Origin of the sequence: Streptosporangium sp. NPDC049046, assembly GCF_040649155.1 — a bacterium.
Lineage (GTDB): Bacteria > Actinomycetota > Actinomycetes > Streptosporangiales > Streptosporangiaceae > Streptosporangium.
This window is the reverse complement of the sequence record NZ_JBEZEZ010000020.1, coordinates 139145-163901: the sequence shown is the minus strand read 5'-3', so window position 1 is coordinate 163901 and position 24757 is coordinate 139145. Positions and strand designations below refer to the sequence as shown.

Below are 24757 nucleotides of genomic sequence, written 5' to 3'. Positions count from 1 at the left end.
ACCTCTGGTGTCGCTCCGGCTCCGTCGTTCGACGACGGGTTGAACGTCCAGCGCGTGCTGGCCGCGGTCGAACGCAGCGCCGACGACCAGAGCCGCCTTACATCTGTGGAGGGAATATGAGCAGGCCCATCACATTGTTCACCGGCCAGTGGGCCGACCTGCCGTTCGAGGAGGTCTGTCGTCTCGCCTCGGGCTGGGGATACGACGGCTTGGAGATCGCCTGCTGGGGCGACCACTTCGAGGTCGACAAAGCCCTCAGCGACGACGACTACATCCCCCGTAAGCAGGAGATGCTCGCCAAGCACAACCTGAGCGTCTACACCATCTCCAACCATCTCGTCGGCCAGGCCGTCTGCGACAGCCCCATCGACGCTCGCCACCAGGGCATCCTGCCCGCCCGCATCTGGGGCAACGGCGATCCCGAGCAGGTCCGCCGCAACGCGGCCGAGGAGATCAAGAACACCGCCCGCGCCGCCGCCAAGCTCGGCGTCGACACCGTGGTCGGCTTCACCGGCTCCTCCATCTGGCACACCGTGGCCATGTTCCCCCCGGTCCCGCCCCAGATGATCGAAGACGGCTACGCCGACTTCGCCGACCGCTGGAACCCCATCCTCGACGTCTTCGACGAGGTCGGCGTCCGCTTCGCCCACGAGGTCCACCCCAGCGAGATCGCCTACGACTACCACACCACCGTGCGCACCCTGGAGGCCATCGGCCACCGCCCCGCGTTCGGCCTCAACTGGGACCCCTCCCACATGGTCTGGCAGGAGATCGACCCGGTCGCCTTCATCCTGGACTTCGCCGACCGCATCTACCACGTCGACTGCAAGGACGCCAAGGTCCGTACCGGCGACGGCCGCCGCGGCCGGCTCGCCTCCCACCTGCCCTGGGCGGACCTGCGTCGCGGCTGGGACTTCGTCTCCACCGGACGCGGCGACGTGCCCTGGGAGGACTGCTTCCGAGCCCTCAACGCGATCGGCTACAACGGGCCGATCTCCATCGAGTGGGAGGACGCGGGGATGGACCGTCTGGACGGCGCCCCCGACGCCCTGGAGATCATCCGCAAGCTGAACTCCATCACCCCGCCCTCCACCGCCTTCGACGCCGCTTTCTCCTCCGACTGAGTCGGCCGGCCCCAGGTCTCGGGACCGAGAGCCTGGGGCCTTCCGACCGGGAGGATCCTCCGGCCGAGGGCTTGGCAACGGGAAGCCCCGGCCGGAACTCTGAGGAACAGGAATCGGACAGGAGCTCGGGCCGTAATTCTCGGCCCGGGTCCTCGGCCGATGTCTCTGACAGGAATCCCTGACTTAATTTCATGAGTTGTTTTCATGAGTTGAGCTGGTCTGGCGGAAACACATGGCCCTGAGGCATATATCCGTAATATCCGCATAACGTACGATTCCTTGCACAAGCGGGTCGGACCGTCAGGTTCGGCCCGTCGCGGGGTCGTCTCCTTCGTTCTAACGACCACGTAGTACCCGCCGATGACATCCCCTCCGACCGGACGGCCGCGACGGATGCCACCGGCGCCGCCCGGCCCCGGCCGGGCGGATGAAAACCGTCATCCCCCAGGAGTCGACTCACCACAGGAGGCCAGATGCGTACGGGAGTGTGGCTGGTAGGAGCACGAGGCTCCGTCGCCGTCACGAGCGTCATCGGAGCGCTGGCGGTACGCGCCGGTCTCGCCCAGCCGACGGGCTGCGTCACGGAGCTCCCCCAGTTCCGAGGCGCAGGACTGCCAGGGCTGGGAGACCTGGTGTTCGGCGGGCACGACATCGTGCCGACCCCGCTGGAGAAGAAGGCGGCCGCGCTGGCCGGAGCGGGGATCGTACCGGCCAGGCTGCTCGAACCCCTGCGCGACGAGCTCGCCAGGGTCGAGGAGAACCTGAGGCAGGTGCCGGCCGCCGAGAACCAGGCCGCGACCGCGGAGCTGATCGGCGCCGACATCACCGAGTTCCGGCTGCGGCACGGTCTGGAACGGGTCGTCGTCATCAACGTCTCGACCACCGAGCCCGCCCCCGAGCCGCGTCCGGCCCACGCCGACCTGGAGCTGCTGGAGTCCGAGCTGGCGGCCTCCAGGAACCTGCTGCCGCCCAGCGCCCTGATGGCGTACGCCGCCTTCCGTGCGGGCTGCCCCTACCTGGACTTCACCCCCTCGACGGGCGCAAGGCTGCCCGCCCTGGACCGGCTCGCCGACCTGATGGGGCTGCCGTACGGGGGTCACGACGGCAAGACCGGCGAGACACTCGTCAAGTCGGTGCTCGCCCCGATGTTCGCCCAGCGCAATCTCCGGGTTCGCACCTGGTCGGGGATGAACCTCCTCGGCGGGGGAGACGGCGCCAACCTCGCCGACCCCGCGGCCAACGCCGCCAAGGCCGCCAGCAAGCAGCGGGTGCTGGGCGAGACGCTCGGCTACACCCCGCAGGGCGAGACCCGCATCGAGTACGTGGAGGACATCGGCGACTTCAAGACCGCCTGGGACCTGGTCACCTTCGAGGGGTTCCTGGGGACGTCCATGCGCATGGAGTTCAGCTGGCACGGCTGCGACTCCGCCCTCGCCGCGCCGCTGATTCTGGACCTGGCGAGGCTCACGGCGGCGGCGCACCGCCTTGGCCGCACCGGGCCGCTGGGCGAGCTGGCCTTCTTCTTCAAGGACCCGCTCGGCGAGGCGCCGCACGCGCTGGCCGACCAGTGGCGGGTGCTGCTCGCGTTCGCCGACACCCTCGGCGAAGGGGAGCGGGTCTGATGCCGTCGCCGCGCGACCTCGCGGAGCTCGTGCGCGCCCCCGCCGCCCTCTCCGTTCCCGGTGACGTCGTCGCGGGAGCCGCCGCCGGCCAGGTGCTGGGCGGTAGGACCCTCGGGCTGGCGTGCTCCTCGGTCTGCCTGTACTGGGCGGGAATGGCCGCCAACGACTGGGCCGACCGTCACCTGGACGCGGAGGAACGCCCGGAGCGGCCGATCCCCTCGGGCCGCGTGTCGCCGGGCGCCGCGCTCGGCGTGGCCGCGGGGCTCACCGCCGCGGGCCTGGCGGCGGCCGGGCTCTCCGGCGGTCGCCGAGCCCTGGCGGTCGCCGTCCCGCTCGCCGCCGCCGTGTGGTCGTACGACCTGGTGGCCAAGAACACGGCGGCGGGACCGCTGGTGATGGCGCTCTGCCGAGGCCTCGACGTGCTGCTGGGTGCGACCCCGGGACGGAGCGTCGCCGACGCGCTGCCCTCGGCGCTCACCGTCGCCGCCCACACCTACCTGCTCACCGCGCTGTCGCGCGCCGAGGTGTCCGGCTCGGACCGGAGCCTGCCCGCGGCGACCCTGGCCGGCACCGTCGCGCTCGCCGTGGCCACCGCCCTGGGACGCGGCGACGCCTCGCCCACTCCGCAGAGCGCGCGTGCGGCGCGGGTGGTGCGGGCCGTGCAGGCGGGACTGACCGGCTGGTACGCCGCCAGGTTCGGCATGTCCCAGGCTCAGGCGGTCGCCGAGCCCTCGGCCTCCCGGTTGCGGGCCGCCGTCGGCACCGGCATCGTCGCGCTGCCCGCCCTGCAGGGCGCGCTCGTCGCCCGCAGCGGCGCCACCCGTGAGGGGATCGCGGTCGCGGCGGCCGTCCCGCTCGGCCGGGCCCTCGCCAGGAAGGTCTCTCCCACATGAGCCCCGATGGCACCGAGACGAGCGCTGAGACAGGCACCGAGACGAGCGCCGGGCTGAGGTTCGGCTACGGCACCAACGGGTTCGCCAACCACCGGCTGGACGACGCGCTGCGGGTCATCGCGGACCTCGGCTACCAGGGGGTCGCCCTCACGCTCGACCACGACCACCTGGACCCCTACGAGGAAGGGCTGGCCCGCAGGGTCGCGGCCGCGGCCGACCTGCTGCGCGATCTCGGCCTCGGCGTGGTCGTCGAGACCGGCGCCCGCTACCTGCTGGACCCCTGGCACAAGCACGCCCCCACGCTGCTGCACGACGAGCGCGAGAAGCGCCTGGACTTCCTGAACCGGGCGGTCGCGATAGGTGCCGACCTGGGAGCCGAGGCAGTGTCGTTCTGGGCGGGTGTGCGCCCGGAGACGGTCGACGAGGCCACGGCCTGGGCCAGGCTCGTCGACGGCTGCGCCCGGCTCGCCGAGACGGCCTCCGCCGCCGGTGTGCCGCTGGGCTTCGAGCCCGAGCCCGGCATGCTCGTCGAGACGATCGCCGGATGGCGCAAGCTGCACGCCGAACTCGGCGAACCGCCGGGGTTCGGCATCACGCTGGACATCGGCCACTGCCGCTGCCTCGAACCGGATCCGGTCCCCGACTGTGTCACGGCCGTCGCCGCGCACCTGGTCAACGTGCAGATCGACGACATGCGCCGAGGGGTGCACGAGCACCTGGAGTTCGGCGAGGGGGAGATCGACTTCCCGCCCGTGCTGCGTGCCCTCGCCGGCTGCGGCTACCGGGGCCTGGTCGCGGTCGAGCTGCCCCGCCACTCGCACGCCGCCCCCCAGGTGGCCGCCCGATCCCTGAGCTTCCTGCGCACCGCCGCCGAAGGGACGAACGCATGACCTCCGAACCCAGTAACCAGACGGACAGCCTGCTGGCGGCGCTCGGCCAGGAGTGGCTCGCCGACGCGCGCGCGAGCGTCGCCGCCAAACCGGGGAGTGTCACCCGGCACTTCGCCGCCGCGGGCCGTCGCGCCGGACGGGCGCCGTTGCCGGACGCGCCCGGCTGGAGTGCCGACGAGGCGGCGAGGGCCGTCCTGCTCGCCGCGCTCCCGCCGGAGGAGGTGGCCGGGCAGGCCGCCGACCTCTACCGGTACGGCGACGCCGACGAGAAGCGCGCCGTCCTCAAGGCCCTGCCGATGCTGCCCGTCGGTGCGGAGGCGGTACCACTGCTGCTCGACGCGATCCGCACCAACGACACCCGCCTCGTGGCCGCCGCACTCGGCCCGTACGCCCGCCACCTCGACCAGACCATGTGGCGGCAGGCGGTACTCAAGTGCGTGTTCATGGGCGTGCCGCTCGCCGCCGTGGACCGGCTGGAGGAGCGGGCCGACGCCGAGCTGGCCGGGATGCTGGCCGCGTTCGCCGAGGAACGCACCGCCGCCGGACGCGACGTCCCCGCGGACGCGACCGCACTGCTCGACCGTCTGACCAGCGAGAAGGAGGCATGATGCGGATCTTCGACCCGCACATCCACATGACGTCACGCACCACCGACGACTACGCCAGAATGGCCGCCGCCGGGGTGCTCGCCATCGTGGAGCCCGCCTTCTGGCTGGGCCAGCCCCGTACCAACCCCGGCTCGTTCACCGACTACTTCGACTCGCTGATCGGCTGGGAGCCGTACCGTGCGGGGCAGTTCGGCATCGCGCACCACGCCACCATCGCGCTGAACCCCAAGGAGGCGGGGGACCCGCGCTGCCGGCCCGTGCTCGACCTGCTCCCGCGCTACCTGGAGAAGGACCGGGTCGTCGCGGTCGGCGAGATCGGCTACGACTCGATGACCCCCGAGGAGGACGACGCCTTCGAACGGCAGCTCGCGATGGCCGTCGACCACGAGCTGCCCGCGCTCGTGCACACCCCGCACCGCGACAAGGCCGCCGGCACCCGGCGCACACTCGACGTCGTCGCCGCCTCGGGCATCGAGCCCGGACGGGTCGCCGTCGACCACCTCAACGAGGTCACCGCGGGAATCGTGCACGACTCGGGCTGCTGGATGGGCTTCTCCATCTACCCCGAGACCAAGATGTCGCCGCCCCGCATGGTGGAGATCCTGCGCGAGCACGGCCTGGAGCGGGTGCTGGTCAACTCCGCCGCCGACTGGGGCGTGTCCGACCCGCTGCTCACCCTGGAGACCGGAAGGGCGATGCTGGCGGCCGGGTTCAGCGAGGACGACGTCGACCGGGTGCTCTGGCGCAACCCCGTGGAGTTCTACGGCCAGTCGGGACGCCTGGACCTTTCCGAGGTCGCCGGGGCGCGGGAGGCGACCTTCGAGGGCAGCTCCATCAAGCGCGGAGGGTCTTGATGCGGCTGCTTCACCCCGGTGGGCGGGCGTTGCACCTGAGCTACTGCACCAACGTGCACCCGGCGGAGGACCTCGGCGGCATCGTCGGGCAGCTCGACACCTACGCGGTGCCGATCCGTGCCCGCCTCGGCGCCGACGTGCTCGGGCTCGGGCTCTGGCTGGCCGCGCCCGTCGCCGCCGCGCTCGCCGCCGACCCCGGGCTGCTGGCCGGGTTCCGCCGTGAGCTGGACGCGCGGGGACTGGAGGTCGTGACGCTCAACGGCTTCCCCTACCGCTCGTTCCAGGACCCGGTGGTCAAGCAGGCGGTCTACCACCCCGACTGGACCACTCCGGAACGGCTCACCTACACCCTCGACCTGGCACGCGTCCTGGCCGCCCTCCTGCCGGACGACGCCGCGAGGGGGTCGATCTCCACGCTCCCGCTCGCCTGGCGCGACCCGTGGGACGAGGACATGTCCCGCCTCGCCACGCGCAGGCTCGACGAGCTCGCCACCGGGCTCGCCGCCGTCGAGTCCGCCACCGGCCGTGTCATCCGGGTGGCGTTCGAACCCGAGCCCGGCTGCGTGGTGGAGACCACCGACCAGGCCGTACGCGCGCTGTCCGGTGTCGACACCGACCGGCTCGGCATCTGCCTGGACCTCGCCCACCTGGCGTGCGCCTGGGAGCGGCCCGCCGACGCGCTGCGCCGGTACGCCGAGGCCGGACTGCCCGTCGTCAAGGTCCAGGTCTCCGCGGCACTGGAGAGCGACGACCCGGAGACCCTGCGCGAGTACGTCGAGCCGCGCTTCCTGCACCAGACCCGCAACGCGGCCGGCGACGAGGCCGACGACCTCGACGAGGCGTTCGAGCGGAAGCTGCCAGGACCGTGGCGGGTCCACTACCACGTGCCCCTGCACGTCGCGCCGCAGGCACCGCTCGGCACCACCGTGCCGGTGCTCCGCGAGGCCCTCGCGGAGCTGGTCGGCGGTCCCGAGCCGCTCTGCGACCACTTCGACGTGGAAACCTACACCTGGGGGGTACTGCCGCCCGCGCTGCGCCCGCAGACCCCCGACCGGCTCGCCGCGGGCATCGCCGACGAGCTTGACTTCGCCCGCGCCGCGATGCGCGATCTGGGAGTGAAAGCATGACATCGTTGCTCGTCCTCGACGTGGTGGGACTGACCCCGAGGCTGCTGGCGCACATGCCGAGGCTGCGCGCCGTCGCCGACGGCGGCTTCCAGGCCGAACTCGGCACCGTACTTCCCGCCGTCACCTGCTCGGCCCAGTCGACCTTCCTCACCGGCGTCGCGCCCACCGAGCACGGCGTCGTCGGCAACGGCTGGTACTTCCGCGAACTCGGCGAGGTGTTCCTGTGGCGCCAGCACAACGCGCTGGTCGGCGGGGACAAGCTGTGGCACGCCGCCCGCCGCGAGCGGCCGGGCTTCACCGTGGCCAACGTGTGCTGGTGGTACGCGATGGGTGCCGACGTCGACTGGACGGTCACCCCCCGGCCCATCTACCGTGCCGACGGGCGCAAGGACCCCGACTGCTACACCTACCCGCCGGGCCTGCACGAGGAGCTAACCGGCAAGCTGGGCACCTTCCCGCTGTTCACCTACTGGGGGCCGGGCGCGGGGATCGCCTCCTCCACCTGGATCTGCCGCGCCACCGAGCAGATCATGAAGGACCACAACCCCGACCTGACCCTGGCGTACGTGCCGCACCTGGACTACGACCTGCAGAGGTTCGGCCCGTCCGACCCGCGCTCGGCCGCGGCCGCCTCCGAGCTCGACACCGTGCTCGCCCCTCTGCTGGACGCCGCCGCCGCGCGCGGGACCACCGTGGTGGCACTGTCGGAGTACGGCATCACCGACGTCTCCCGCCCGGTCGACATCAACCGGATGCTGCGGACCGAGGGCCTGCTCGAGGTCTACACCCAGGACGGCATGGAGTATCTCGACCCCTGGACCTCCCGGGCGTTCGCCGTCGCCGACCACCAGGTGGCCCACGTCTACGTGGCCGACCCCGCCGACATCCCGGCCGTGGCCAAGCTCTGCGCGGGCCTGCCCGGAGTCGCCGAGGTGCTCGACGAGGAGGGCAAGGCGAGGAACGGGCTGGCGCACCCCCGGGCGGGGGAACTCGTCCTCGTCTCCGAGCCCGACGCGTGGTTCACCTACTACTACTGGCTCGACGACACCCGCGCCCCCGACTTCGCCAACCTGGTCGAGATCCACCGCAAGCCCGGCTACGACCCGGCGGAGCTGTTCTTCGACCCCGCGGATCCCGGAGCCGCCAAGCGCCGCGCCGCCATGGCGCTGCTGCGCAAGAAGACCGGCATGCGCTACACGATGAACGTCGTCGGCCTCGACACGGGCGCCCGTGCCATCCGAGGCTCGCACGGTCGTCTGCCCGACAACCCCCTCGACGGCCCGGTGCTGCTCTGCTCGGATCCGTCCGTGGCCAGCGACCGGATCGCCGCCACCGAGGTCAAGGACCTGCTGCTCCAGCTCTCCCTGCGCTGAGCGGCACCTAGACGGCGCCGCCCGCCTGTGCCTTACACCCCCCGGGCGGGCGGCGCTTTCCACCTTCCCGCCTTTCCCGTCAGCTCGCGGGACGGCGGTCACGGCGGGTGCGGAGCTTGTGGCGGTTGCCGCAGCGGTCCATCGAGCACCAGCGTCGCGCCCCCGGACGGGAGGTGTCGAGAAAGAGCAGCGGGCAGCGCTCGCCGTCGCACACCCTGATCCGGTCGAGGGCCGGCCCGCCGAACACCTCGACGGCGTCGCGGGCCGCAGCGGAGAGGAACTGCGTCCCGGTGACGGGCAGGGCCCAGGAACGCTTCAGGCCGGGGCCGATGACCGGGATGGGCGGCGGCGCCGCGGCGGCCTCGTTCAGCGTGGCGAGGTCGGCCTCCGCGAAGGCGCGCGAACCCGAGGCGGCGGTCGCGGCGAGTCGCTGGAGGGCGGCGCGCAGGCGGAGGACCGCGGCGAGGTCGTCGGCGGAGACCTGGACGAGGTCGCCGAGGCCCGCCCTGGAGAGCGGTATCCAGGCGGCGAGGTCGTCGGGTGTGTGCAGCCGCTCCCACTTCGCGAGCCCGCCCTCGCCTCCGGTGACGAGAAGCTCCAGGCACAGCGTGCCGGCGTCGAACCTGAAGCGCTGCCCGCCGAGGGAGCCGAGCTCCATCACGTTTGCCAGGTTCATGGGTCGAGTGTAACACTGACACCGGTTAAACAGGTGTCAGTGGGAGGGAGTGCGGCGATGAGCCCCGAGCGTGAGCAGGCCGAACGTGGGTCGATCGAGCGTGAGCTGATCGAACTGTCCGAGCGGGCCTGGGAGGCGAACAGGAACGGCGACGCGGAGTTCTACGACCACCTCCTCACCGAGGCACCGCTGAGCGTGTCGCAGTGGGGGATCGTCGACGACCGGGAGGCGATCCTGAAGGGGTTCGCCGAGAACCGCAACCCGTACACGCGTACGGATCTGAGCGACCACCGGGTGATCGTCCTGGGTGACGGCAGCGCGACGCACACCGTCACCGTGGAGATCGACGTGCTCGTCGGCGGCACCGAAAAGCAGACCATGAGGGTCTTCGCCACCACCGCGCTGACCCGCCGCGACGGCGAGTGGCGGGCCGCCCTGTTCCAGATCAGCCCGGCCCCCACCGGCTGAGACACGTTCCTGTCCGGAGATGCCGACGAGCGGCGTCTTCGCGTGGGGCGCGGTCCACGCGAAGACGCCGCTCGGAGGCGGTCAGCCGACGCCGCAGTCCCTTCCGTCGAGGCTGAAGCGCACGGGGGTGGGCGCGGGACCGCTGTGGGAGGCGACGAATCCGACCTGTGCCGTCGAGCCCGCGGGGATGACCCTGTTCCAGTTCTCGCTCGTGGCGGTGAGCCGTGAGCCGGTCTGGGTCCAGCCCGCGGACCAGCCGGAGACGAGGCGTACGGCCGATGTCGGGTAGTCGATCGTCAGCCTCCAGCCGTCGAAGGCGGTCGTGCCGACGTTGCGCACGGTGATCTGCGCGCTCAGCCCGGAACCCCACGTCGTCGCGTGGTACGACACCGTGCACGACGGAGGCAACGGGCTGGGGGTGGGGGAGGGGAGACCGCCCCTGGCGAGGGCCGACAGCGGATCCGACGGAACGCTGAGGTTGCCGGCCGCGTCCCTGGCGACCACGACGTAGGTGTAGCGCTCCCCGATGACCAGGCCGGATTCGCCGGAGCTCTGGTACGAGGGATGGGTGGTCGTGCCGACCTTGACATATCCCGTCGCGGTCTCGCGGTAGACGTCGTACGCTGTCACCGCCACGTTGTCGCTCGACGGCTGCCAGCAGAACGCGACGCCCCGGTAGTCCCACGGACAGGGTTCGTTCAGGCCGGTCGGCTTGGACGGGGGCACGCGGTCGCCCGGCGGAGGGCTCGGCGAGGCGCTCGGCGTCATGCCGACCGTCGCGGACACCGTGATCAGAGCGGAGGGCGGGCTGATGTTCCCCGCCGAGTCCCTGGCCACGACGTACATCGTGTACAAGCGGTTCAGTTCGCCCGAGAAGCCGCCGACCGTGCCGGTCGTGGTGGCGACGAGGACGAAGCCGTCGACCCCCAGGCGGTACAGGTCGTAGCCGGCGACCCCCGTGTCGTCCGTCGAGGGATTCCAGCAGATGGAGGCGTAACCGGTCGAGGTGGGGATGCCCGGAACCGGGCAGGGCCGCGTTCCGGTGGGACGTGTCGGTGGCGTGGTGTCGTCGGCCGCCCCTGCCGGAACGGCGGAATTCGGGGCGTTTCTCGCCGGGGCGGCGGCCAGGGCCGTCTCTCCGGCCGGGCCGATCGTCGGTGCCGCGATGAGTAAGGCCAGGGTGAGAAGTCCGAGGGTGAGGAGGACCGCCCCCAGGGATCGCCTGCCGGATTGCATGATGCCCCTATCGGATCGCGTCGGCGTGTGACCCCCCGCAGGGATTGTGAACCACTTCCGGCATCCCGTAAAGCGGTCCGGTCCGGTGCGCCTCGGTCTTCGGCCCGGTCTGTCGGACGAACCGAGGTGAGGGTGTGGGCGAGGGCGGCCAGTGGGCCGTCACACGACCTTGCTGGGGAAACCAGACCTGAAGAGAAGCGGTCACCCGGCTGCGATACCCGGTCAACGTTCGGAGACAGGCCACCAGCGGCGGTTATTCGTCGTTCGTGGCCCCTGCCTGCCGTTCCGGCGAGTGTCGGCGGCGGTTTTGTCAGTGGGCTGTCGTAGCGTCGGTGCCCACGACCGTGGCGGGTGTGTCGCGAGCGGAGTCGACTCCGAGCCCGGCCGGACGATCGGGAGTGTGGCGCGGTGCCGGCACGGGTCGGCGCCGGGATCGGAAAGGAGCCCCGGTGAGTGGTGTACGAGTGCTGGTCGGCACGCGCAAGGGCGCGTTCATCCTGACGTCGGACGGCAGACGCGAGCGGTGGGACATCAGCGGCCCCCACTTCGGGGGCTGGGAAATCTATCACCTCACGGGATCCCCCGCAGACCCCTCCCGCCTCTACATGTCGCAGTCCGGCGGCTGGTTCGGGCAGCTGATCCAGCGGTCCGACGACGGCGGCGCGACCTGGGAGCCGGTCGGCAACCAATTCCAGTACGACGGCGTCCCCGGCACCCACCAGTGGTACGACGGCACGCCGCACCCGTGGGAGTTCACCCGGGTCTGGCACCTGGAGCCGTCGCTCACCGACCCGGACACGGTGTACGCGGGTGTCGAGGACGCCGCCCTGTTCCGTTCGGCCGACGGCGGGCAGAGCTGGCAGGAGCTGCCCGGGTTGCGCGAGCATCGCTCGGGGCCCTCCTGGCAGCCGGGTGCCGGTGGGATGTGCCTGCACACGGTCGTCGCGGACCCGCGCGATCCCGGGCGTATCACCGTGGCGATCTCGGCCGCGGGCGTGTTCAGGACCGACGACGCCGGCAAGAGCTGGCAGCCGAAGAACCGGGGGCTGAGCTCGGAGGGCATTCCCGACCAGGACGCCGAGGTCGGCCACTGCGTCCACCACATCGCGATGCACCCTTCGCGTCCTGACGTGCTCTTCATGCAAAAACACTGGGACGTGATGCGCAGCGACGACGCCGGTGAGTCGTGGCATGAGATCAGCGGCGACCTGCCCAGCGACTTCGGGTTCCCGATCGCCGTCCACGCGCACGAGCCGGACACCGTCTACGTCGTCCCGATCAAGAGCGACTCGGAGCACTACCCGCCGGAGGGAAGGCTGCGCGTCTACCGCAGCCGGACGGGCGGAAACGAGTGGGAGCCGCTCACCAGGGGTCTGCCGCAGAGCCACTGCTACGTCAACGTGCTGCGGGACGCGATGGCCGTCGACTCGCTGGACTCGTGCGGCGTCTACTTCGGCACCACCGGCGGGCAGGTGTACGCCTCGGCCGACTCCGGCGACAACTGGACGCCCATCGCCAGGGACCTGCCGGCCGTGCTGTCCGTCGAAGTCCAGACGCTGCCATGATCCGCGTCGTGCTCCCGGCGCATCTGCGCAACCTCGCGAGCACGGAAGGCGAGGTGGAGCTCCATGTTCAGGGGCAGGTGACGCAGCGTTCGGTCCTCGACGCGCTTGAGGCCCGCTACCCGATGTTGCGCGGGACGATCCGCGACCACGTCACGCAGCGGCGCCGCCCCTTCGTACGGTTCTTCGCCTGCGAGCTGGACCTGTCCCATGAGCCGCCGGACACCCCGCTGCCCGAGCCGGTCGCGACGGGCGCCGAGCCGTTCATGGTCGTGGGGGCGATGGCGGGCGGGTAGGCGCGGGGGAGGAGGGTGGTCCGCCTCCCCTGTGGTCGCGGTATCGAGGGTGGCTGCACGGAGCGGACGCTCGGCTCCACGTGCCGGGGGCCGGCGGGCCGCACGCGAGACAGGGGACGCGTTCGTCCGGGAGGTGGCCCGGGGCTCGCGTAGGGAAGGCGTCAAGTCTTGGCACCGGGGCGTATGGAACCCGTCAAGACGCGCGGGAAGCGCGGAAAACGGCGGTTTCCTTGCGTATGCCTCACCCGTCGGGTGATGGCGGACAAACCCCGGATGCGAGGAGTGGGGATGGCTGACGTCATCTTCGTCGCCCTGACGATCGCGGTCTTCGCGATCCTCGGGCTGGCCGTCAGAGCGGTGGAACGGTTGTGAGCGCCGTCAACGCCGTGGGTCTGGTCGTGGTCGCCGCCCTGGTGGTCTTCATGGTCGCGGCCCTGCTCTTCCCGGAGCGCTTCTGATGAGGGAGCGCTCCTGATGTCCTCGACCACGGCGGGGATCTGGTTCATCGGATCCCTCGTCGCCGCCCTCGCGCTGGTCCACCGGCCGCTGGGCGACCACATGTACCGCGTCTACACCGGTACGAGACATCTCGCCGCCGAACGCGTGATCTACCGGCTCGTGGGTGTCCGGCCGGACGTCGAGCAGAGGTGGGGCGTCTACGCCCGAGCCCTGCTGGCGTTCTCGGTGACATCCGTCCTGTTCCTCTACGGTCTGCAGCGGCTGCAGGACAGGTTGTTCCTGTCGCTGGGGCTCGCTCCGGTGCCCGACCACGTCGCCTGGAACACCGCCGTCAGCTTCGTCACCAACACCAACTGGCAGGCCTACCCGGGTGAGTCGACGATGGGCTACCTGGTGCAGATGTCCGGTCTGGCGGTGCAGAACTTCGTGTCCGCCTCGGTGGGCATGGCGGTGGCGATCGCGCTGGTTCGCGGCTTCGCCCGCAGGAGGACCGAGGAGATCGGCAACTTCTGGGTGGACCTGGTCCGCGGCGTCGTCCGCGTCCTGCTGCCGCTCGCCCTCGTCGGCGCGGTCGTGCTGCTGGCGGGTGGCCTGATCCAGAACTTCACCTCCCCACATGAGGTGACCACCCTGACCGGCGGCACCCAGACGATCACCGGTGGTCCGGTGGCCGGTCAGGAGATCATCAAGGAGCTGGGCAACAACGGCGGCGGGTTCTACAACACGAACTCGGCCCACCCGTTCGAGAACGCCACCGCCTGGACCAACTGGTTCGAGATCTTCGTGATCCTGCTGATCCCGTTCGCGCTGCCCCGCACGTTCGGCCGCATGGTCGGCGACCCCCGGCAGGGCCACGCGATCGTCGCGATCATGGGGACGCTCGCGCTGGCGAGCGTCGCGCTGCTGACCGCGCTGGAGACCGCCCACGGCGGCACGGTCCCGCAGGCGGTGGGCGCGGCGATGGAGGGCAAGGAGGTGCGCTTCGGCGTGCCCGACTCCGCCACCTTCGCCGCGGCCACCACGCTCACCTCCACCGGAGCGGTCAACTCCTCCCACGACTCGTTCACCGCGCTCGGCGGCATGCTCACGATGTTCAACATGATGCTCGGCGAGGTCGCCCCCGGCGGCGCGGGCGCGGGACTGTACGGCATGCTCGTCCTCGCGGTGATCACGGTTTTCGTGGCCGGCCTCATGGTCGGCCGCACCCCCGAATACCTGGGCAAGAGGATCGGCTCCCGCGAGATCAAGTTCGCCGCGATGTACTTCCTGGTCACGCCGCTGCTCGTGCTGACCGGCACGGCGCTGGCGATGGGCTCGGCCGAGCGGCGGGCGAGCATGCTCAACGGCGGCCCGCACGGTTTCTCCGAGGTGCTGTACGCCTTCACCAGCGCTTCCAACAACAACGGCTCCGCCTTCGGCGGCCTCAGCGCCAACACGCCGTGGTACGACGTCACCCTCGGCCTGTGCATGGCCTTCGGCCGCTTCCTGCCGATCGTCTTCGTTCTCGCCCTGGCCGGATCCCTGGCGGGGCAGGCACCGGTGCCCGTCTCCGCGGGCACGCTGCCCACGCACCGCCCGCAGTTCGTCGGCATGGCCGTCGGCGTGACGGTGATCCTTGTCGCGCTGACCTTCCTGCCGGCCCTGGCGCTCGGCCCGCTCGCGGAGGGAATCCAGTGACGCCCCGGACGCTCGAAGTGCGGGGCCCCGCCCCCGCACCAGGGGAGGGAAAGGTGGGCGGCGGCCTCCTCGATCCCCGGCAACTGCTCACCTCGCTTCCGGAGGCGGTCAGGAAGCTCAACCCGGCCACGCTCTGGCGCAACCCGGTGATGCTGATCGTCGAGGCCGGCGCGGCCTTCACCACGGTGCTCGCCGTGCTCACCCCGTCGTTCTTCGCCTGGGCCACCGTGGTCTGGCTCTGGCTCACGGTGATCTTCGCCAACCTGGCCGAGGCGGTCGCCGAGGGGCGCGGCAAGGCCCAGGCGGCCACGCTGCGCGCCGCCAAGCGCGACACCACGGCGCGGCGGCTGCGCGGACGCGACTCCACCGGCTGGGACGTCGTCGGAGCCTCCGAACTGCTGCGGGGTGATTTCGTCGTCGTGGAGGCGGGGGAGATCATCCCCGGTGACGGCGACGTGGTCGACGGCATCGCCTCGGTGGACGAGTCGGCCATCACCGGTGAGTCCGCCCCGGTCATCCGCGAGTCCGGCGGCGACAGGTCGGCGGTGACCGGCGGCACGAAGGTGTTGAGCGACCGGATCGTCGTCCAGATCACCCAGCGGCCCGGCGAGAGCTTCATCGACCGGATGATCGCCCTGGTCGAGGGCGCCGACAGGCAGAAGACGCCCAACGAGATCGCCCTCAACATCCTGCTCGCGGCCCTGACGATCATCTTCCTGGTCGCGACCGCGACCATGCAGCCGCTGGCGATCTACGCCAAGGCCCAGAATCCCGGCGTACCTGACTCGCTCGCCCTCACCGGGGACGGTGTCACCGGTGTCGTGCTGGTCGCGCTGCTGGTGTGCCTCATTCCGACCACCATCGGGGCGCTGCTCTCGGCGATCGGCATCGCCGGCATGGACCGGCTCGTGCAGCGCAACGTTCTCGCGATGAGCGGCCGCGCGGTCGAGGCCGCGGGAGACGTCAACACCCTGCTGCTGGACAAGACCGGCACCATCACGCTGGGCAACCGGCAGGCGTCGGAGTTCCTCACCGCCCCCGGGGTCTCCGCCGACGAGCTGGCCGCGGCCGCGCAGCTGGCCAGTCTCGCCGACGAGACCCCAGAGGGCCGTTCCATCGTGGTCTACGCCAAGCAGGCGTACGGCCTGAGGGAGCGCGGGCCGGGAGAGCTGGCGGGTGCGGAGTGGATCGGGTTCACCGCGCAGACCCGGATGAGCGGGGTCGACCTCGACCGTCGCCGGATCCGAAAGGGTTCCGCCACCGCCGTCATGAAATGGGTACGCGAGCACGGCGGTCACCCCACCGACGAGGTCGGCGGCATCGTCGACGCGGTCTCCGGCTCCGGCGGCACCCCGCTGGTCGTCGGGGAGGTCACGTGGGAGGCCGGGGGCACCGGGAACGTCGGGGGCGCCGGGGGCACTGGGGACGCAGTGGGCAGGGCGCGGGTCCTGGGGGTCGTCCATCTCAAGGACGTCGTCAAGCAGGGCATGCGCGAACGCTTCGACGAGATGCGCAGGATGGGCATCCGCACCGTCATGATCACGGGCGACAACCCGCTGACGGCGAGGGCGATCGCCGGCGAGGCGGGTGTGGACGACTTCCTCGCCGAGGCCACGCCCGAGGACAAGCTCGCCCTGATCAGATCGGAGCAGGAGGGCGGCAGGCTGGTCGCGATGACCGGAGACGGCACCAACGACGCGCCCGCGCTCGCTCAGGCCGACGTCGGGGTGGCGATGAACACCGGCACCTCGGCCGCGAAGGAGGCCGGCAACATGGTCGATCTCGACTCCAACCCGACCAAGCTCATCGAGATCGTCGAGATCGGCAAGCAACTGCTCATCACCCGCGGCGCGCTGACGACCTTCTCGATCGCGAATGACGTCGCCAAGTACTTCGCGATCATTCCCGCGATGTTCGCGGCGGTCTACCCGGGCCTGGACGCGCTGAACGTCATGCGCCTGTCCAGTCCGCAGTCGGCGATCCTGTCCGCGGTCGTCTTCAACGCGGTCGTCATCGTGGCGCTGATACCGCTCGCCCTGCGCGGTGTGCGCTACCGCCCCTCCAGCGCGTCGAGGCTGCTCAGCCGCAACCTCTACGTCTACGGTCTGGGCGGGATCGTCGTGCCCTTCGTCGGCATCAAGTTGATAGATCTGATCGTCCAGTTTCTTCCGGGGATGTCTTAAATGGAACGCCTGCCCAGCTGGATCCTCCGGCATCTTGCCGCGCTCCGCGCGCTGCTCGTCCTCACCCTCGTCACCGGGGCCTTCTACCCGCTCGTGGTCACCGGCATCGCCCAGACGGTGTTCCACGCCGGCGCCAACGGCTCCCTCGTCCAGAAGGACGGAAAGGACGTGGGAAGCGCGATCGTCGGCCAGAGCTTCACCGGCGCCGACGGCAGACCGGTCGGCCGCTACTTCCAGAGCAGGCCGTCGGTGGCCGGTGCCGGCTACGACATGCTCTCCACCGCCGCGAGCAACCTCGGGCCCGAGGATGTCGTGGACGTCCTGCCCGTCCCCGGGACGAACGGCGCCGACGGCAGGCGGAGCCTGCTCACCCAGGTCTGCGCCCGCTCCAGGGCCGTCGGGGAGCTGGAGGGGGTCAGTGGCGCCCGGCCGTACTGCGCGCCCGACGGGGTGGGCGCCGTGCTGAAGGTCTTTCCCGTCGCGGGCATCCCCTCCCGGGTCGTGAGCGTGAACCAGGCCTGTCCCGCGAGCCCGTTCGTCGCCGAGTATCGTGGTGTGAGGGTCGAGTGCGGCAGGCCGGGCGAGGACTACGCGGCCGGGCGCACCGTCCCGGTCCGCGGCACGGCGAGGGCCGTGGTGCCCGCCGACGCGGTCACCGCCAGTGGTTCCGGCCTCGACCCGCACATCTCCGTCGCGTACGCCGACCTTCAGGCACCCCGGGTGGCCAGGGAGCGCGGCCTGCCCGTGGAGACGGTGAGGGGACTGATCATGGAGAACACCACCGGCCGTCCCCTCGGCTTCATGGGCGAACCGGCGGTGAACGTCCTCGAGCTCAACCTGGCCCTCGACCGATGAGCAGGGGGCGAGGGCGGCTGCGCGTCTATCTCGGGGCGGCCCCGGGTGTCGGCAAGACGTACATGATGCTCTGCGAGGGGCACCGCCGCCTCGCGAGGGGCACCGACGTCGTCGTGGGCCTCGTCGAGACCCACGACCGTCCCCGCACCGCCGAGCTGCTCGACGGCCTGGAGACAATCCCGCGCAAGAGCATGGTCCACCGCGACAGCGTGTTCACCGAGCTCGACGTGGACGGCGTCATCGCCAGGAGGCCCAGGGTAGCCCTGATCGACGAGCTGGCCCACACCAACGTGCCGGGCTCGCGCAACGCCAAACGCTGGCAGGACATCGAGGAGATCCTGGAGGCGGGCATCGACGTCATCTCCACCGTCAACATCCAGCACCTGGAGTCGCTCAACGACGTGGTCAAGGAGATCACCGGGGTGGCCCAGCGCGAGACGGTGCCTGATGAGGTGGTGCGCCGCGCGGACCAGGTGGAGCTGGTGGACATGGACCCGGAGGCGCTGCGGCGGCGGATGGCGCACGGCAACGTGTACGCCCCGGAGAAGGTCGACGCGGCACTGTCGAACTACTTCAGGGCCGGCAACCTGACCGCGTTGCGTGAGCTGGCGCTGCTGTGGGTGGCGGACAAGGTCGACGAGCAGCTCGACCGCTACCGCGCCGAGCACGGCATCGCGGGCACCTGGGAGGCGCGCGAGCGCGTCGTGGTCGCGCTGACCGGTGGCCCGGAGGGCGACGCGCTGATACGGCGGGCCGCCAGGGTCGCGGGCAGGGGCCAGGGGGCCGACCTGCTGGCCGTGCACGTCACACGCTCCGACGGCCTGGCCGGAGCCGACCCCGCGAGCACGGCCCGTCAGCGCACCCTGGTGGAGGACCTGGGCGGCACCTACCACCAGGTCGTCGGCGACGACGTACCGACCGCACTGCTGGACTTCGCGCGCGGTGTGAACGCCACCCAGCTGGTGCTGGGGGCGTCCCGGCGTGGCCGGTTCGCCCAGATCCTCTCGCGGGGGGTCGGGGTGACCACGACCGCGCGCTCCGGGTCCATCGACGTTCACATGATCACTCACGACGAGGTGAAAAGGGCGCGTGCCCGCGCTCCGTCACGGGCCGCGCTGACCCGCACCCGCCGGGTGGCGGGCTGGCTCCTCGCGGTTCTCGGGCTGCCGCTCCTGACACTGGCACTGCGGCCCTTCCACGGCGCCGTGAACCTGCCGAGCGACATACTGCTCTTCCTGCTCATGGTGGTCGTGGTCGCCCTGGTCGGCGGCATGTGGCCGGCCGTCACCGCCGCCGTGCTGGGCTTCCTGCTGCTCAACTACTTCTTCACCGCGCCCGTCGATCGCCTCACCGTCGCAGCCCCGGAGAACCTGTTCGCGCTGAGCGTCTACGTGCTGGTGGCCGTCATGGTGAGCGCGGTCGTGGACGTCGCCGCCCGCCGTACCCGGGAGGCGGCCCGCGCCCGCGCCGAGGCGGAGGTCCTCTCCACCCTGGCCGGACACGTGCTCCGAGGCGAGCACGCGCTCGCCTCGCTGCTCGCCCGCCTGAGGGAGACCTTCGCGCTGGCCTCGGTCACCATGCTGGAACGCGTCGGCGAGCAGGGACCCGACGACCAGTCCGACCCCGAGGCGTGGCGGATCGTGGCCACCGCCGGTGACGCGCCCTGTACCTGCCCGGGAGTCGCGGACACCGACGTCGTCGTCGACGAACGGCTCGTCCTGGCCATCCGGGGCAGGCTGCTGGAGGCGTCCGACCGGCGGCTGCTGGAGGCGTTCGCCGCAGAGGCGGGGGTGGCGCTGCGGCAGGACCGGCTGGCGCGGGAGGCGGAGCGGGTCAGGCCGCTCGCCGAGGCCGACAGGATGCGCACCGCGCTGCTCGCCGCGGTCAGCCACGACCTGCGCACCCCGCTCGCCTCGGCGAAGGCCGCCGTGGAGAGCCTGCGCAACACCGGCGTCGACTGGTCCGCCGAGGACAGGCGGGAGTTGCTCGCCACGGCGGACGAATCCCTGGTCAAGCTGGACCGCCTGGTCACCAACCTGCTCGACATGAGCCGCCTGCAGGCGGGAGTGCTCGGGCTGGCACTGGAGCCGACCGCGTTCGAGGACGTCGTGCCACGCGCCGTCGACGACCTCGGCCCGCTGTCCCGGCGGATCGAGGTGGACCTCTCCGACGATCTGCCCGAGGTCGTCGCCGACCAGGTGCTGCTGGAACGAATCCTGGTCAATCTCATGTCCAACGCCGTCCGCCACAGTCCCGAGGGCCGAAACGTCCTCGTCACGGCCGGCGAGTACGGCGACCACGTGGAGCTCCGCGTCGTCGACCGGGGGGCGGGCATCCCGCGTGACGCCTACGACCAAGTCTTCATGCCCTTCCAGCGGCTCGGGGACCGCGACAACCACACCGGCGTCGGCCTGGGGCTCGCGCTCTCCCGAGGGCTCGCCGAGGCGATGGCCGGCACCCTGCTGCCTGAGGAGACACCGGGCGGCGGTCTCACCATGATCCTGACACTTCCGGTTTCCTCCCCCTCGCGACCGCGCCCTCCGGAGGAACGACGGTGACTCGTGCCCCACCGCAGTGGAACGAGGCTCGAGGGCTGTTTTCCGGCGTCTCCGCGTACTGGGCCGATAGGACTCGCACCCGAACTCCCCGCCGCGCCCCGGTGACAGTCGGTAGGGGGCTGCGTGGAAGGCTGTCAATCATGACTGTTCTGGACATTCCAACGGTGAAACTGGTCAACGGCGCGGACATCCCGCAGGTCGGCCTGGGAACCTGGCCCATGTCGGACGCGGAGGCGGAGATCGCGGTCGCCGCCGCCGTCGAGACGGGCTACCGGCTGGTGGACACCGCCCACGCTTACTACAACGAGACCGGGGTGGGGCGTGGGCTGCGGGCCTCCGGCGTGCCGAGGGAGGAGTTGTTCGTCACCACCAAGCTGCACGACGAGTGGCACGGATACGACGCCGCGCAGGAGGCATACCAGGCCAGCCTGGACCGGCTCGGCCTCGACTACGCCGACCTCTACCTGATCCACTGGCCGCGGCCGCGCAAGGATCGCTACGTGGAGGCGTGGAAGGGCATGGTCAAGCTGCTGAGGGACGGCCGCGTGCGGGCGATCGGCGTGTCGAACTTCAAACCGGCCCACATCGAGCGGCTGCTGGCCGAGACCGGCGTGGTGCCCGACGTGAACCAGATCCAGCTCAACCCGTTCCTCACTCGCGACGAGCCCCGGGCCTACAACGCCGAGCACGGGATCGTCACCCAGTCCTGGAGTCCCATCGGGCGAGGGGGCGACCTGCTGGAGCATCCGGTCGTCACGGCCGTCGCCGAGCGGCACGGCAGGACCCCCGCCCAGATCGTGCTGCGCTGGCACATCGAACTCGGGCTGATCACCGTGCCGAAGTCGTCCAGTTCCGACCGGATAAGGGGCAACGCCGACATCTTCCACTTCACCCTCACCTCCGAGGAGGTCGCCGAGCTGTCCGCCCTCGACCGGGGTGAGGCCGCCGCGATCGACTCGGACGCGGCCGACGGCTGACCTCATCGGACCTCGGCGAACCTCACCGCCTCGCTGACCCCTCGCCCGCCGGTCAGGTGTCGCCGCCCGCGGCGACCGGGTCTCGCACAGCCACGAGAATATTTCACGGTTAACCTGTAGAGATAGTAGATTTAATCGAGACCAGCCCGTATGAGGTCGGCGGCCGGAGGCAGAGGCGCACTGTCGGGGGGACTTTCGGATGCACGTCACGGCTCGGAGCGACTACGCCATAAGAGCGATGCTGGTCATCGCGCTGAGCGATCCCGACCCGGTCAAGTCGGAGACGATGGCCCAGGCGCAGGAGATCCCGGCGAGTTTCCTGCGCGGCATCCTGACCGATCTGCGCCGCGCCGATCTCGTCTTCGCCCAGCGGGGGCACGAGGGCGGCTTCACGCTCGCCCGGCCGCCCGTCGACATCTCGGTCGGGGACGTGCTGCGCGCGGTCGGCGGCGAACTGACCTCGGTGAGGGGAGTGCCGGCCGGTGACGTCGCCTACTTCGGAGAGGCGGCGCGACTGCGAACCGTGTGGCTGAACATCGAGACCTCGATAAGCGCCATCGTCGACACCGTCAGCCTGGCGGCCCTCCTGACGCCGGCGACCCGGACCGGCGGTCGGCGCAGGGGGTGACCCCGTGCGTGGGACGAAGATTCCCATCCTTTGAGACGCCTTGCTTGAAACGTGACTTGACGTCGCCTTGGCCTTCATTCACCATAATTCCTATCAACAGAGTGGGAAAAATAGGAAGGGGGGCGTTGTGCGTGCGCTCATCCTCTTGGGCCTGGTCGGCTTCGCGGCGCAGCTCGTCGACGGAAGCCTCGGCATGGCCTACGGTGTCACCTCGACGACTCTGCTCCTGGCCATAGGTACCAACCCCGCCGCCGCCTCGGCCACCGTCCACCTCGCCGAGATCGGCACCACCCTCGCCTCCGGCATCTCCCACTGGCGCTTCAACAACATCGACTGGAAAGTCGTCGCCAAGATCGGTGTTCCCGGCGCGATCGGCGCGTTCGTGGGAGCCACCTTCCTGTCCGGCCTCTCCACCGAGGTCGCGGCTCCGATCATGTCGATCATCCTGCTCACGCTGGGTGTCTACGTCCTGATCCGCTTCACGGCCTTCGGCCTCCCGCGCGGCAACCTGGGCAAGCCGCTCCGCAAGCGCTTCCTCGCCCCCCTCGGCCTGGTCGCCGGGTTCGTCGACGCCACCGGTGGTGGCGGCTGGGGCCCCGTCGGCACCCCGGCGATCCTCGCCAGCGGCCGCCTGGCGCCGCGCAAGGTGATCGGTTCCATCGACGCCAGCGAGTTCCTGGTCGCCATCGCCGCCAGCGTCGGCTTCTTCGTCGGCATCGGCTCCGAGAACATCGACTTCTCCTGGGTCGCCGTCCTGCTGATCGGCGGCGTCATCGCGGCTCCCATCGCAGCCTGGCTCGTCCGTCACATCCCGCCGCGCATCCTGGGCTCCGCCGTCGGCGGCATCATCGTCCTGACCAACATCAGGACCCTGCTGCGCAGCGACTGGATCGACGCCTCCGGCGGCGTCCAGTCCGCCGCCTACATCGCCATCGCCGTCCTGTGGGCCGCCGCCATCGCCTACTCGGTCCGTGAGTACCGCCGTGACCGGGACAACGAGACGGTCGAGGCGATCGAGGAGGAGGAGAAGAAGCGCCGCGCCGCGGAGCAGGAGACCGCGGGCACCGCGAGCTGACCCCGGCGGCGCCCTCCGGCGCACCGCACGCGTGAAGGCCCCTCTCGCACGAAGCGAGAGGGGCCTTCACGCGTTTGCGCCCGCCCGGTCCTCGTCCTGAGGTCGCGCGCGACGGTCAGGACTCCGAGAGGGGCGGGGCGGCCGGTCTGTTCGCGGTACGTGTCCCCGGACGCCGCCCGCCTTCACGGGCTCTTGGTCATGGGCAGGCAGGGCGGCGTCTGGAACACCACGCCGTCCAGGAAGTTGCCGGCCGTCGGGGAGCCTCCCGCGGCCGACACCGACTCGAAGGCGAATCGTGTGGTGGTCTGTCCGGGAGGGACGACGTACGTCCCGGTGTACTGGCGCCAGGCGGTGTTGTCGTCGGAGATGTCCGGGGAGGAGGCCCCGGCGGGGACCTGGGCCACGGTCGCGCCCGGTGCGCCGATGAGCACCCGCATCACGTCGGTACCGAGACGACCCCGATGATAGAGCGACCAGGTCATCGGTGTTCCCGGAACGGTGGGCAGGTCCTGATAGAGGGTGGAGACCTGGTTGGCGTTGAGCTCGGCGAACTGCCGGCCCTCGGCGGCCGGGATCCCGCTCGCGCCGCCGGGCCAGAACTCCAGCTTGTTGTCGGTGGCGGTGGTGCGCCAGCCGACGGCAGGGTTGACGGAGGCGTCGGAGATGGACCAGTCGACCGTGGCCACGGGCGGAGCCTCGAAGCCTCCGTTGACCAGGCTGACCGGTGTGTAGGCGCAGGTGACCGTGACCGTGACCGTGGCGGTGCTGGTTCCGCAGGCGGTGGTGATGGTGTAGGTGAAGGTGTCGGTGCCACCGAGGTTCGCCGCGGGTGTGTAGACCACGGTGCCACCGGAGATCGTCGCGGTGCCGTTGGCGGGCTGGGTGACGCCGCTGATCGTCGGTGAGGTCGCGGTGTCGTTGGTCAGGACGGGAATGCTGACGGCCGTGCCCTGGCCGGTGGTGGCGGTGTCGTCGGTGGCCCTGGTGGGTGAGATGGACTGCCCGGTGGCGATCTGGATCGGGGGGGCGGGTGTGTTGTTCCCGAGCTGGCCCGGCGCGGCGATGACGCTGCTGATCCCGGTCGGCCGGATGGTCATCGCTCCCCCCGCGGTGCCCTGCCTCACCTGGAAGGTGATCACCTTCGCGGGCGGGTCGGTCTTGGTCCCCGAGGAGGCGATCGTCAGGGTGGTGCCACTGATGGTGCCGGTCCCCGACTCGCCGATGACGTCGGCGTAAGCGAGCAGCGACGACAGATCCCAGGTGGTGGTGTAGCGGCTGACCAGCAGCGGCCACTGGGCCGTGCGGTGCGCCAGTGTGAGGGTGAAGATGCCGCCCGGTGCGATCTGTCCGCCCCACAGGGGCGGGGAGGTGACGACCGGGACCGACCCGCTGCCCAGCCTCATGCCGAGCGCGTTCTTCCAGTAGTAGTCCACGGGGTAGGTCGCCTGTCCCTGCCGGACGCACGGCGCGGCGGCTCGTTTGACGTCCTGGCGCGCGGTGGCGGTGGCGTGCGCACCGGTGTCGGCCGTCGCGGGTGTCCCCGGTAGGGCCAGCAGCGCCAGCAGGGCGCAGGCCAACGCGGTGAGCGCGGATCTGGATCGTTGTGACACCAACGT

At 71.0% G+C, this 24757-nt stretch carries 22 protein-coding genes; 19 read left to right on the top strand and 3 right to left on the bottom strand.

The genetic code is table 11. The annotated features are described in order from the left end of the window. Positions 1–116 precede the first annotated feature (116 nt). From AB0B96_RS27215 to AB0B96_RS27180, 8 genes are all read left to right on the top strand, one after another. Positions 117–1124 (top strand): sugar phosphate isomerase/epimerase family protein, encoded by a 1008-nt coding sequence (locus AB0B96_RS27215; protein ID WP_362517310.1) that lies wholly within the window; start codon positions 117–119, stop codon positions 1122–1124. A gap of 473 nt (positions 1125–1597) precedes the next feature. After that, positions 1598–2746 carry an inositol-3-phosphate synthase gene (locus AB0B96_RS27210; protein ID WP_362903033.1) on the top strand — a complete coding sequence of 383 codons (1149 nt, stop codon included), beginning with the start codon at positions 1598–1600 and terminating at the stop codon, positions 2744–2746. Beyond that, positions 2746–3639, top strand: coding sequence for an SCO3242 family prenyltransferase (locus tag AB0B96_RS27205; protein ID WP_350948859.1), 894 nt, complete (start codon positions 2746–2748; stop codon positions 3637–3639). The genes AB0B96_RS27210 and AB0B96_RS27205 overlap by 1 nt, the downstream gene beginning before the upstream one ends. Continuing rightward, positions 3636–4529 carry a sugar phosphate isomerase/epimerase family protein gene (locus tag AB0B96_RS27200; protein WP_362903031.1) on the top strand — a complete coding sequence of 298 codons (894 nt, stop codon included), beginning with the start codon at positions 3636–3638 and terminating at the stop codon, positions 4527–4529. The genes AB0B96_RS27205 and AB0B96_RS27200 overlap by 4 nt, the downstream gene beginning before the upstream one ends. Further along, positions 4526–5137 carry an EboA domain-containing protein gene (locus AB0B96_RS27195; RefSeq protein ID WP_362903029.1) on the top strand — a complete coding sequence of 204 codons (612 nt, stop codon included), beginning with the start codon at positions 4526–4528 and terminating at the stop codon, positions 5135–5137. Before AB0B96_RS27200 ends, AB0B96_RS27195 begins: the two co-directional genes overlap by 4 nt. Beyond that, entirely contained in the window at positions 5137–5991 is an 855-nt protein-coding gene (locus tag AB0B96_RS27190; protein ID WP_362903027.1) for a TatD family hydrolase, read from the top strand. The genes AB0B96_RS27195 and AB0B96_RS27190 overlap by 1 nt, the downstream gene beginning before the upstream one ends. Beyond that, positions 5991–7118 (top strand): metabolite traffic protein EboE, encoded by a 1128-nt coding sequence (eboE, locus tag AB0B96_RS27185; RefSeq protein WP_350948856.1) that lies wholly within the window; start codon positions 5991–5993, stop codon positions 7116–7118. Before AB0B96_RS27190 ends, eboE begins: the two co-directional genes overlap by 1 nt. Further along, positions 7115–8491 carry a nucleotide pyrophosphatase/phosphodiesterase family protein gene (locus AB0B96_RS27180; protein ID WP_362903025.1) on the top strand — a complete coding sequence of 459 codons (1377 nt, stop codon included), beginning with the start codon at positions 7115–7117 and terminating at the stop codon, positions 8489–8491. Before eboE ends, AB0B96_RS27180 begins: the two co-directional genes overlap by 4 nt. A gap of 79 nt (positions 8492–8570) precedes the next feature. On the opposite strand, the gene AB0B96_RS27175 is transcribed toward AB0B96_RS27180, so the two are convergent. Further along, positions 8571–9167, bottom strand: a complete 597-nt coding sequence (locus tag AB0B96_RS27175; protein WP_362903023.1) for an ABATE domain-containing protein — start codon at positions 9165–9167, stop codon at positions 8571–8573. 57 nt (positions 9168–9224) lie between these two features. On the opposite strand from AB0B96_RS27175, the gene AB0B96_RS27170 reads away from it, so the two are divergent. Next, positions 9225–9635, top strand: coding sequence for a nuclear transport factor 2 family protein (locus AB0B96_RS27170; protein ID WP_362903021.1), 411 nt, complete (start codon positions 9225–9227; stop codon positions 9633–9635). Between the two features lie 81 nt (positions 9636–9716). Here AB0B96_RS27170 and AB0B96_RS27165 read toward each other — a convergent pair whose 3' ends face one another. After that, positions 9717–10871, bottom strand: a complete 1155-nt coding sequence (locus AB0B96_RS27165; RefSeq protein WP_362903019.1) for a cellulose binding domain-containing protein — start codon at positions 10869–10871, stop codon at positions 9717–9719. Positions 10872–11320: 449 nt separating this feature from the next. Here AB0B96_RS27165 and AB0B96_RS27160 point away from each other — a divergent pair, with 449 nt between their 5' ends. From AB0B96_RS27160 to AB0B96_RS27115, 10 genes are all read left to right on the top strand, one after another. Beyond that, complete coding sequence (locus AB0B96_RS27160; protein ID WP_362903017.1) at positions 11321–12436, top strand: exo-alpha-sialidase; 1116 nt, start codon at positions 11321–11323, stop codon at positions 12434–12436. A gap of 8 nt (positions 12437–12444) precedes the next feature. Further along, the gene (locus AB0B96_RS27155; protein ID WP_362903015.1) at positions 12445–12729 is read left to right on the top strand and encodes a MoaD/ThiS family protein; all 285 of its coding nucleotides are present in this window, start codon (positions 12445–12447) and stop codon (positions 12727–12729) included. 368 nt (positions 12730–13097) lie between these two features. Further along, a complete protein-coding gene (gene kdpF, locus AB0B96_RS27150; RefSeq protein ID WP_350948848.1) occupies positions 13098–13187 on the top strand; it encodes a K(+)-transporting ATPase subunit F in 90 nt (29 codons plus the stop codon). A 16-nt stretch (positions 13188–13203) separates the two neighbouring features. Then, complete coding sequence (kdpA, locus tag AB0B96_RS27145; protein WP_362903013.1) at positions 13204–14865, top strand: potassium-transporting ATPase subunit KdpA; 1662 nt, start codon at positions 13204–13206, stop codon at positions 14863–14865. Positions 14866–14918: 53 nt separating this feature from the next. Continuing rightward, complete coding sequence (kdpB, locus tag AB0B96_RS27140; protein ID WP_362903011.1) at positions 14919–17048, top strand: potassium-transporting ATPase subunit KdpB; 2130 nt, start codon at positions 14919–14921, stop codon at positions 17046–17048. Beyond that, entirely contained in the window at positions 17049–17903 is an 855-nt protein-coding gene (locus AB0B96_RS27135; protein WP_362903009.1) for a potassium-transporting ATPase subunit C, read from the top strand. After that, positions 17900–20461, top strand: coding sequence for a DUF4118 domain-containing protein (locus AB0B96_RS27130; protein WP_362903007.1), 2562 nt, complete (start codon positions 17900–17902; stop codon positions 20459–20461). The genes AB0B96_RS27135 and AB0B96_RS27130 overlap by 4 nt, the downstream gene beginning before the upstream one ends. 140 nt (positions 20462–20601) lie before the next feature. Further along, positions 20602–21438: an aldo/keto reductase gene (locus tag AB0B96_RS27125; protein WP_362903005.1), complete on the top strand. Its 837-nt coding sequence runs from the start codon at positions 20602–20604 to the stop codon at positions 21436–21438. Positions 21439–21637: 199 nt separating this feature from the next. After that, positions 21638–22066, top strand: a complete 429-nt coding sequence (locus tag AB0B96_RS27120; RefSeq protein ID WP_350948842.1) for an Rrf2 family transcriptional regulator — start codon at positions 21638–21640, stop codon at positions 22064–22066. Positions 22067–22193: 127 nt separating this feature from the next. Beyond that, on the top strand, positions 22194–23141 hold the full coding sequence (locus AB0B96_RS27115) for a sulfite exporter TauE/SafE family protein (protein ID WP_362903002.1): 948 nt from the start codon (positions 22194–22196) through the stop codon (positions 23139–23141). Positions 23142–23323: 182 nt separating this feature from the next. Here the strand turns inward: AB0B96_RS27115 and AB0B96_RS27110 are convergent, their stop codons facing one another. Next, a complete protein-coding gene (locus AB0B96_RS27110; RefSeq protein ID WP_362903000.1) occupies positions 23324–24751 on the bottom strand; it encodes an Ig-like domain-containing protein in 1428 nt (475 codons plus the stop codon). Positions 24752–24757: the final 6 nt, after the last annotated feature.

What these genes read in the sequence shown, in the direction of transcription:
- AB0B96_RS27215 (WP_362517310.1), top strand. Translation starts at nt 117, where the DNA reads ATGAGCAGGCCCATCACATTGTTCACCGGCCAGTGGGCCGACCTGCCG.
- AB0B96_RS27210 (WP_362903033.1), top strand. Translation starts at nt 1,598, where the DNA reads ATGCGTACGGGAGTGTGGCTGGTAGGAGCACGAGGCTCCGTCGCCGTC.
- AB0B96_RS27205 (WP_350948859.1), top strand. Translation starts at nt 2,746, where the DNA reads ATGCCGTCGCCGCGCGACCTCGCGGAGCTCGTGCGCGCCCCCGCCGCC.
- AB0B96_RS27200 (WP_362903031.1), top strand. Translation starts at nt 3,636, where the DNA reads ATGAGCCCCGATGGCACCGAGACGAGCGCTGAGACAGGCACCGAGACG.
- AB0B96_RS27195 (WP_362903029.1), top strand. Translation starts at nt 4,526, where the DNA reads ATGACCTCCGAACCCAGTAACCAGACGGACAGCCTGCTGGCGGCGCTC.
- AB0B96_RS27190 (WP_362903027.1), top strand. Translation starts at nt 5,137, where the DNA reads ATGCGGATCTTCGACCCGCACATCCACATGACGTCACGCACCACCGAC.
- eboE (WP_350948856.1), top strand. Translation starts at nt 5,991, where the DNA reads ATGCGGCTGCTTCACCCCGGTGGGCGGGCGTTGCACCTGAGCTACTGC.
- AB0B96_RS27180 (WP_362903025.1), top strand. Translation starts at nt 7,115, where the DNA reads ATGACATCGTTGCTCGTCCTCGACGTGGTGGGACTGACCCCGAGGCTG.
- AB0B96_RS27175 (WP_362903023.1), bottom strand. Translation starts at nt 9,167, where the DNA reads ATGAACCTGGCAAACGTGATGGAGCTCGGCTCCCTCGGCGGGCAGCGC.
- AB0B96_RS27170 (WP_362903021.1), top strand. Translation starts at nt 9,225, where the DNA reads ATGAGCCCCGAGCGTGAGCAGGCCGAACGTGGGTCGATCGAGCGTGAG.
- AB0B96_RS27165 (WP_362903019.1), bottom strand. Translation starts at nt 10,871, where the DNA reads ATGCAATCCGGCAGGCGATCCCTGGGGGCGGTCCTCCTCACCCTCGGA.
- kdpA (WP_362903013.1), top strand. Translation starts at nt 13,204, where the DNA reads ATGTCCTCGACCACGGCGGGGATCTGGTTCATCGGATCCCTCGTCGCC.
- AB0B96_RS27135 (WP_362903009.1), top strand. Translation starts at nt 17,049, where the DNA reads ATGGAACGCCTGCCCAGCTGGATCCTCCGGCATCTTGCCGCGCTCCGC.
- AB0B96_RS27130 (WP_362903007.1), top strand. Translation starts at nt 17,900, where the DNA reads ATGAGCAGGGGGCGAGGGCGGCTGCGCGTCTATCTCGGGGCGGCCCCG.
- AB0B96_RS27125 (WP_362903005.1), top strand. Translation starts at nt 20,602, where the DNA reads ATGACTGTTCTGGACATTCCAACGGTGAAACTGGTCAACGGCGCGGAC.
- AB0B96_RS27120 (WP_350948842.1), top strand. Translation starts at nt 21,638, where the DNA reads ATGCACGTCACGGCTCGGAGCGACTACGCCATAAGAGCGATGCTGGTC.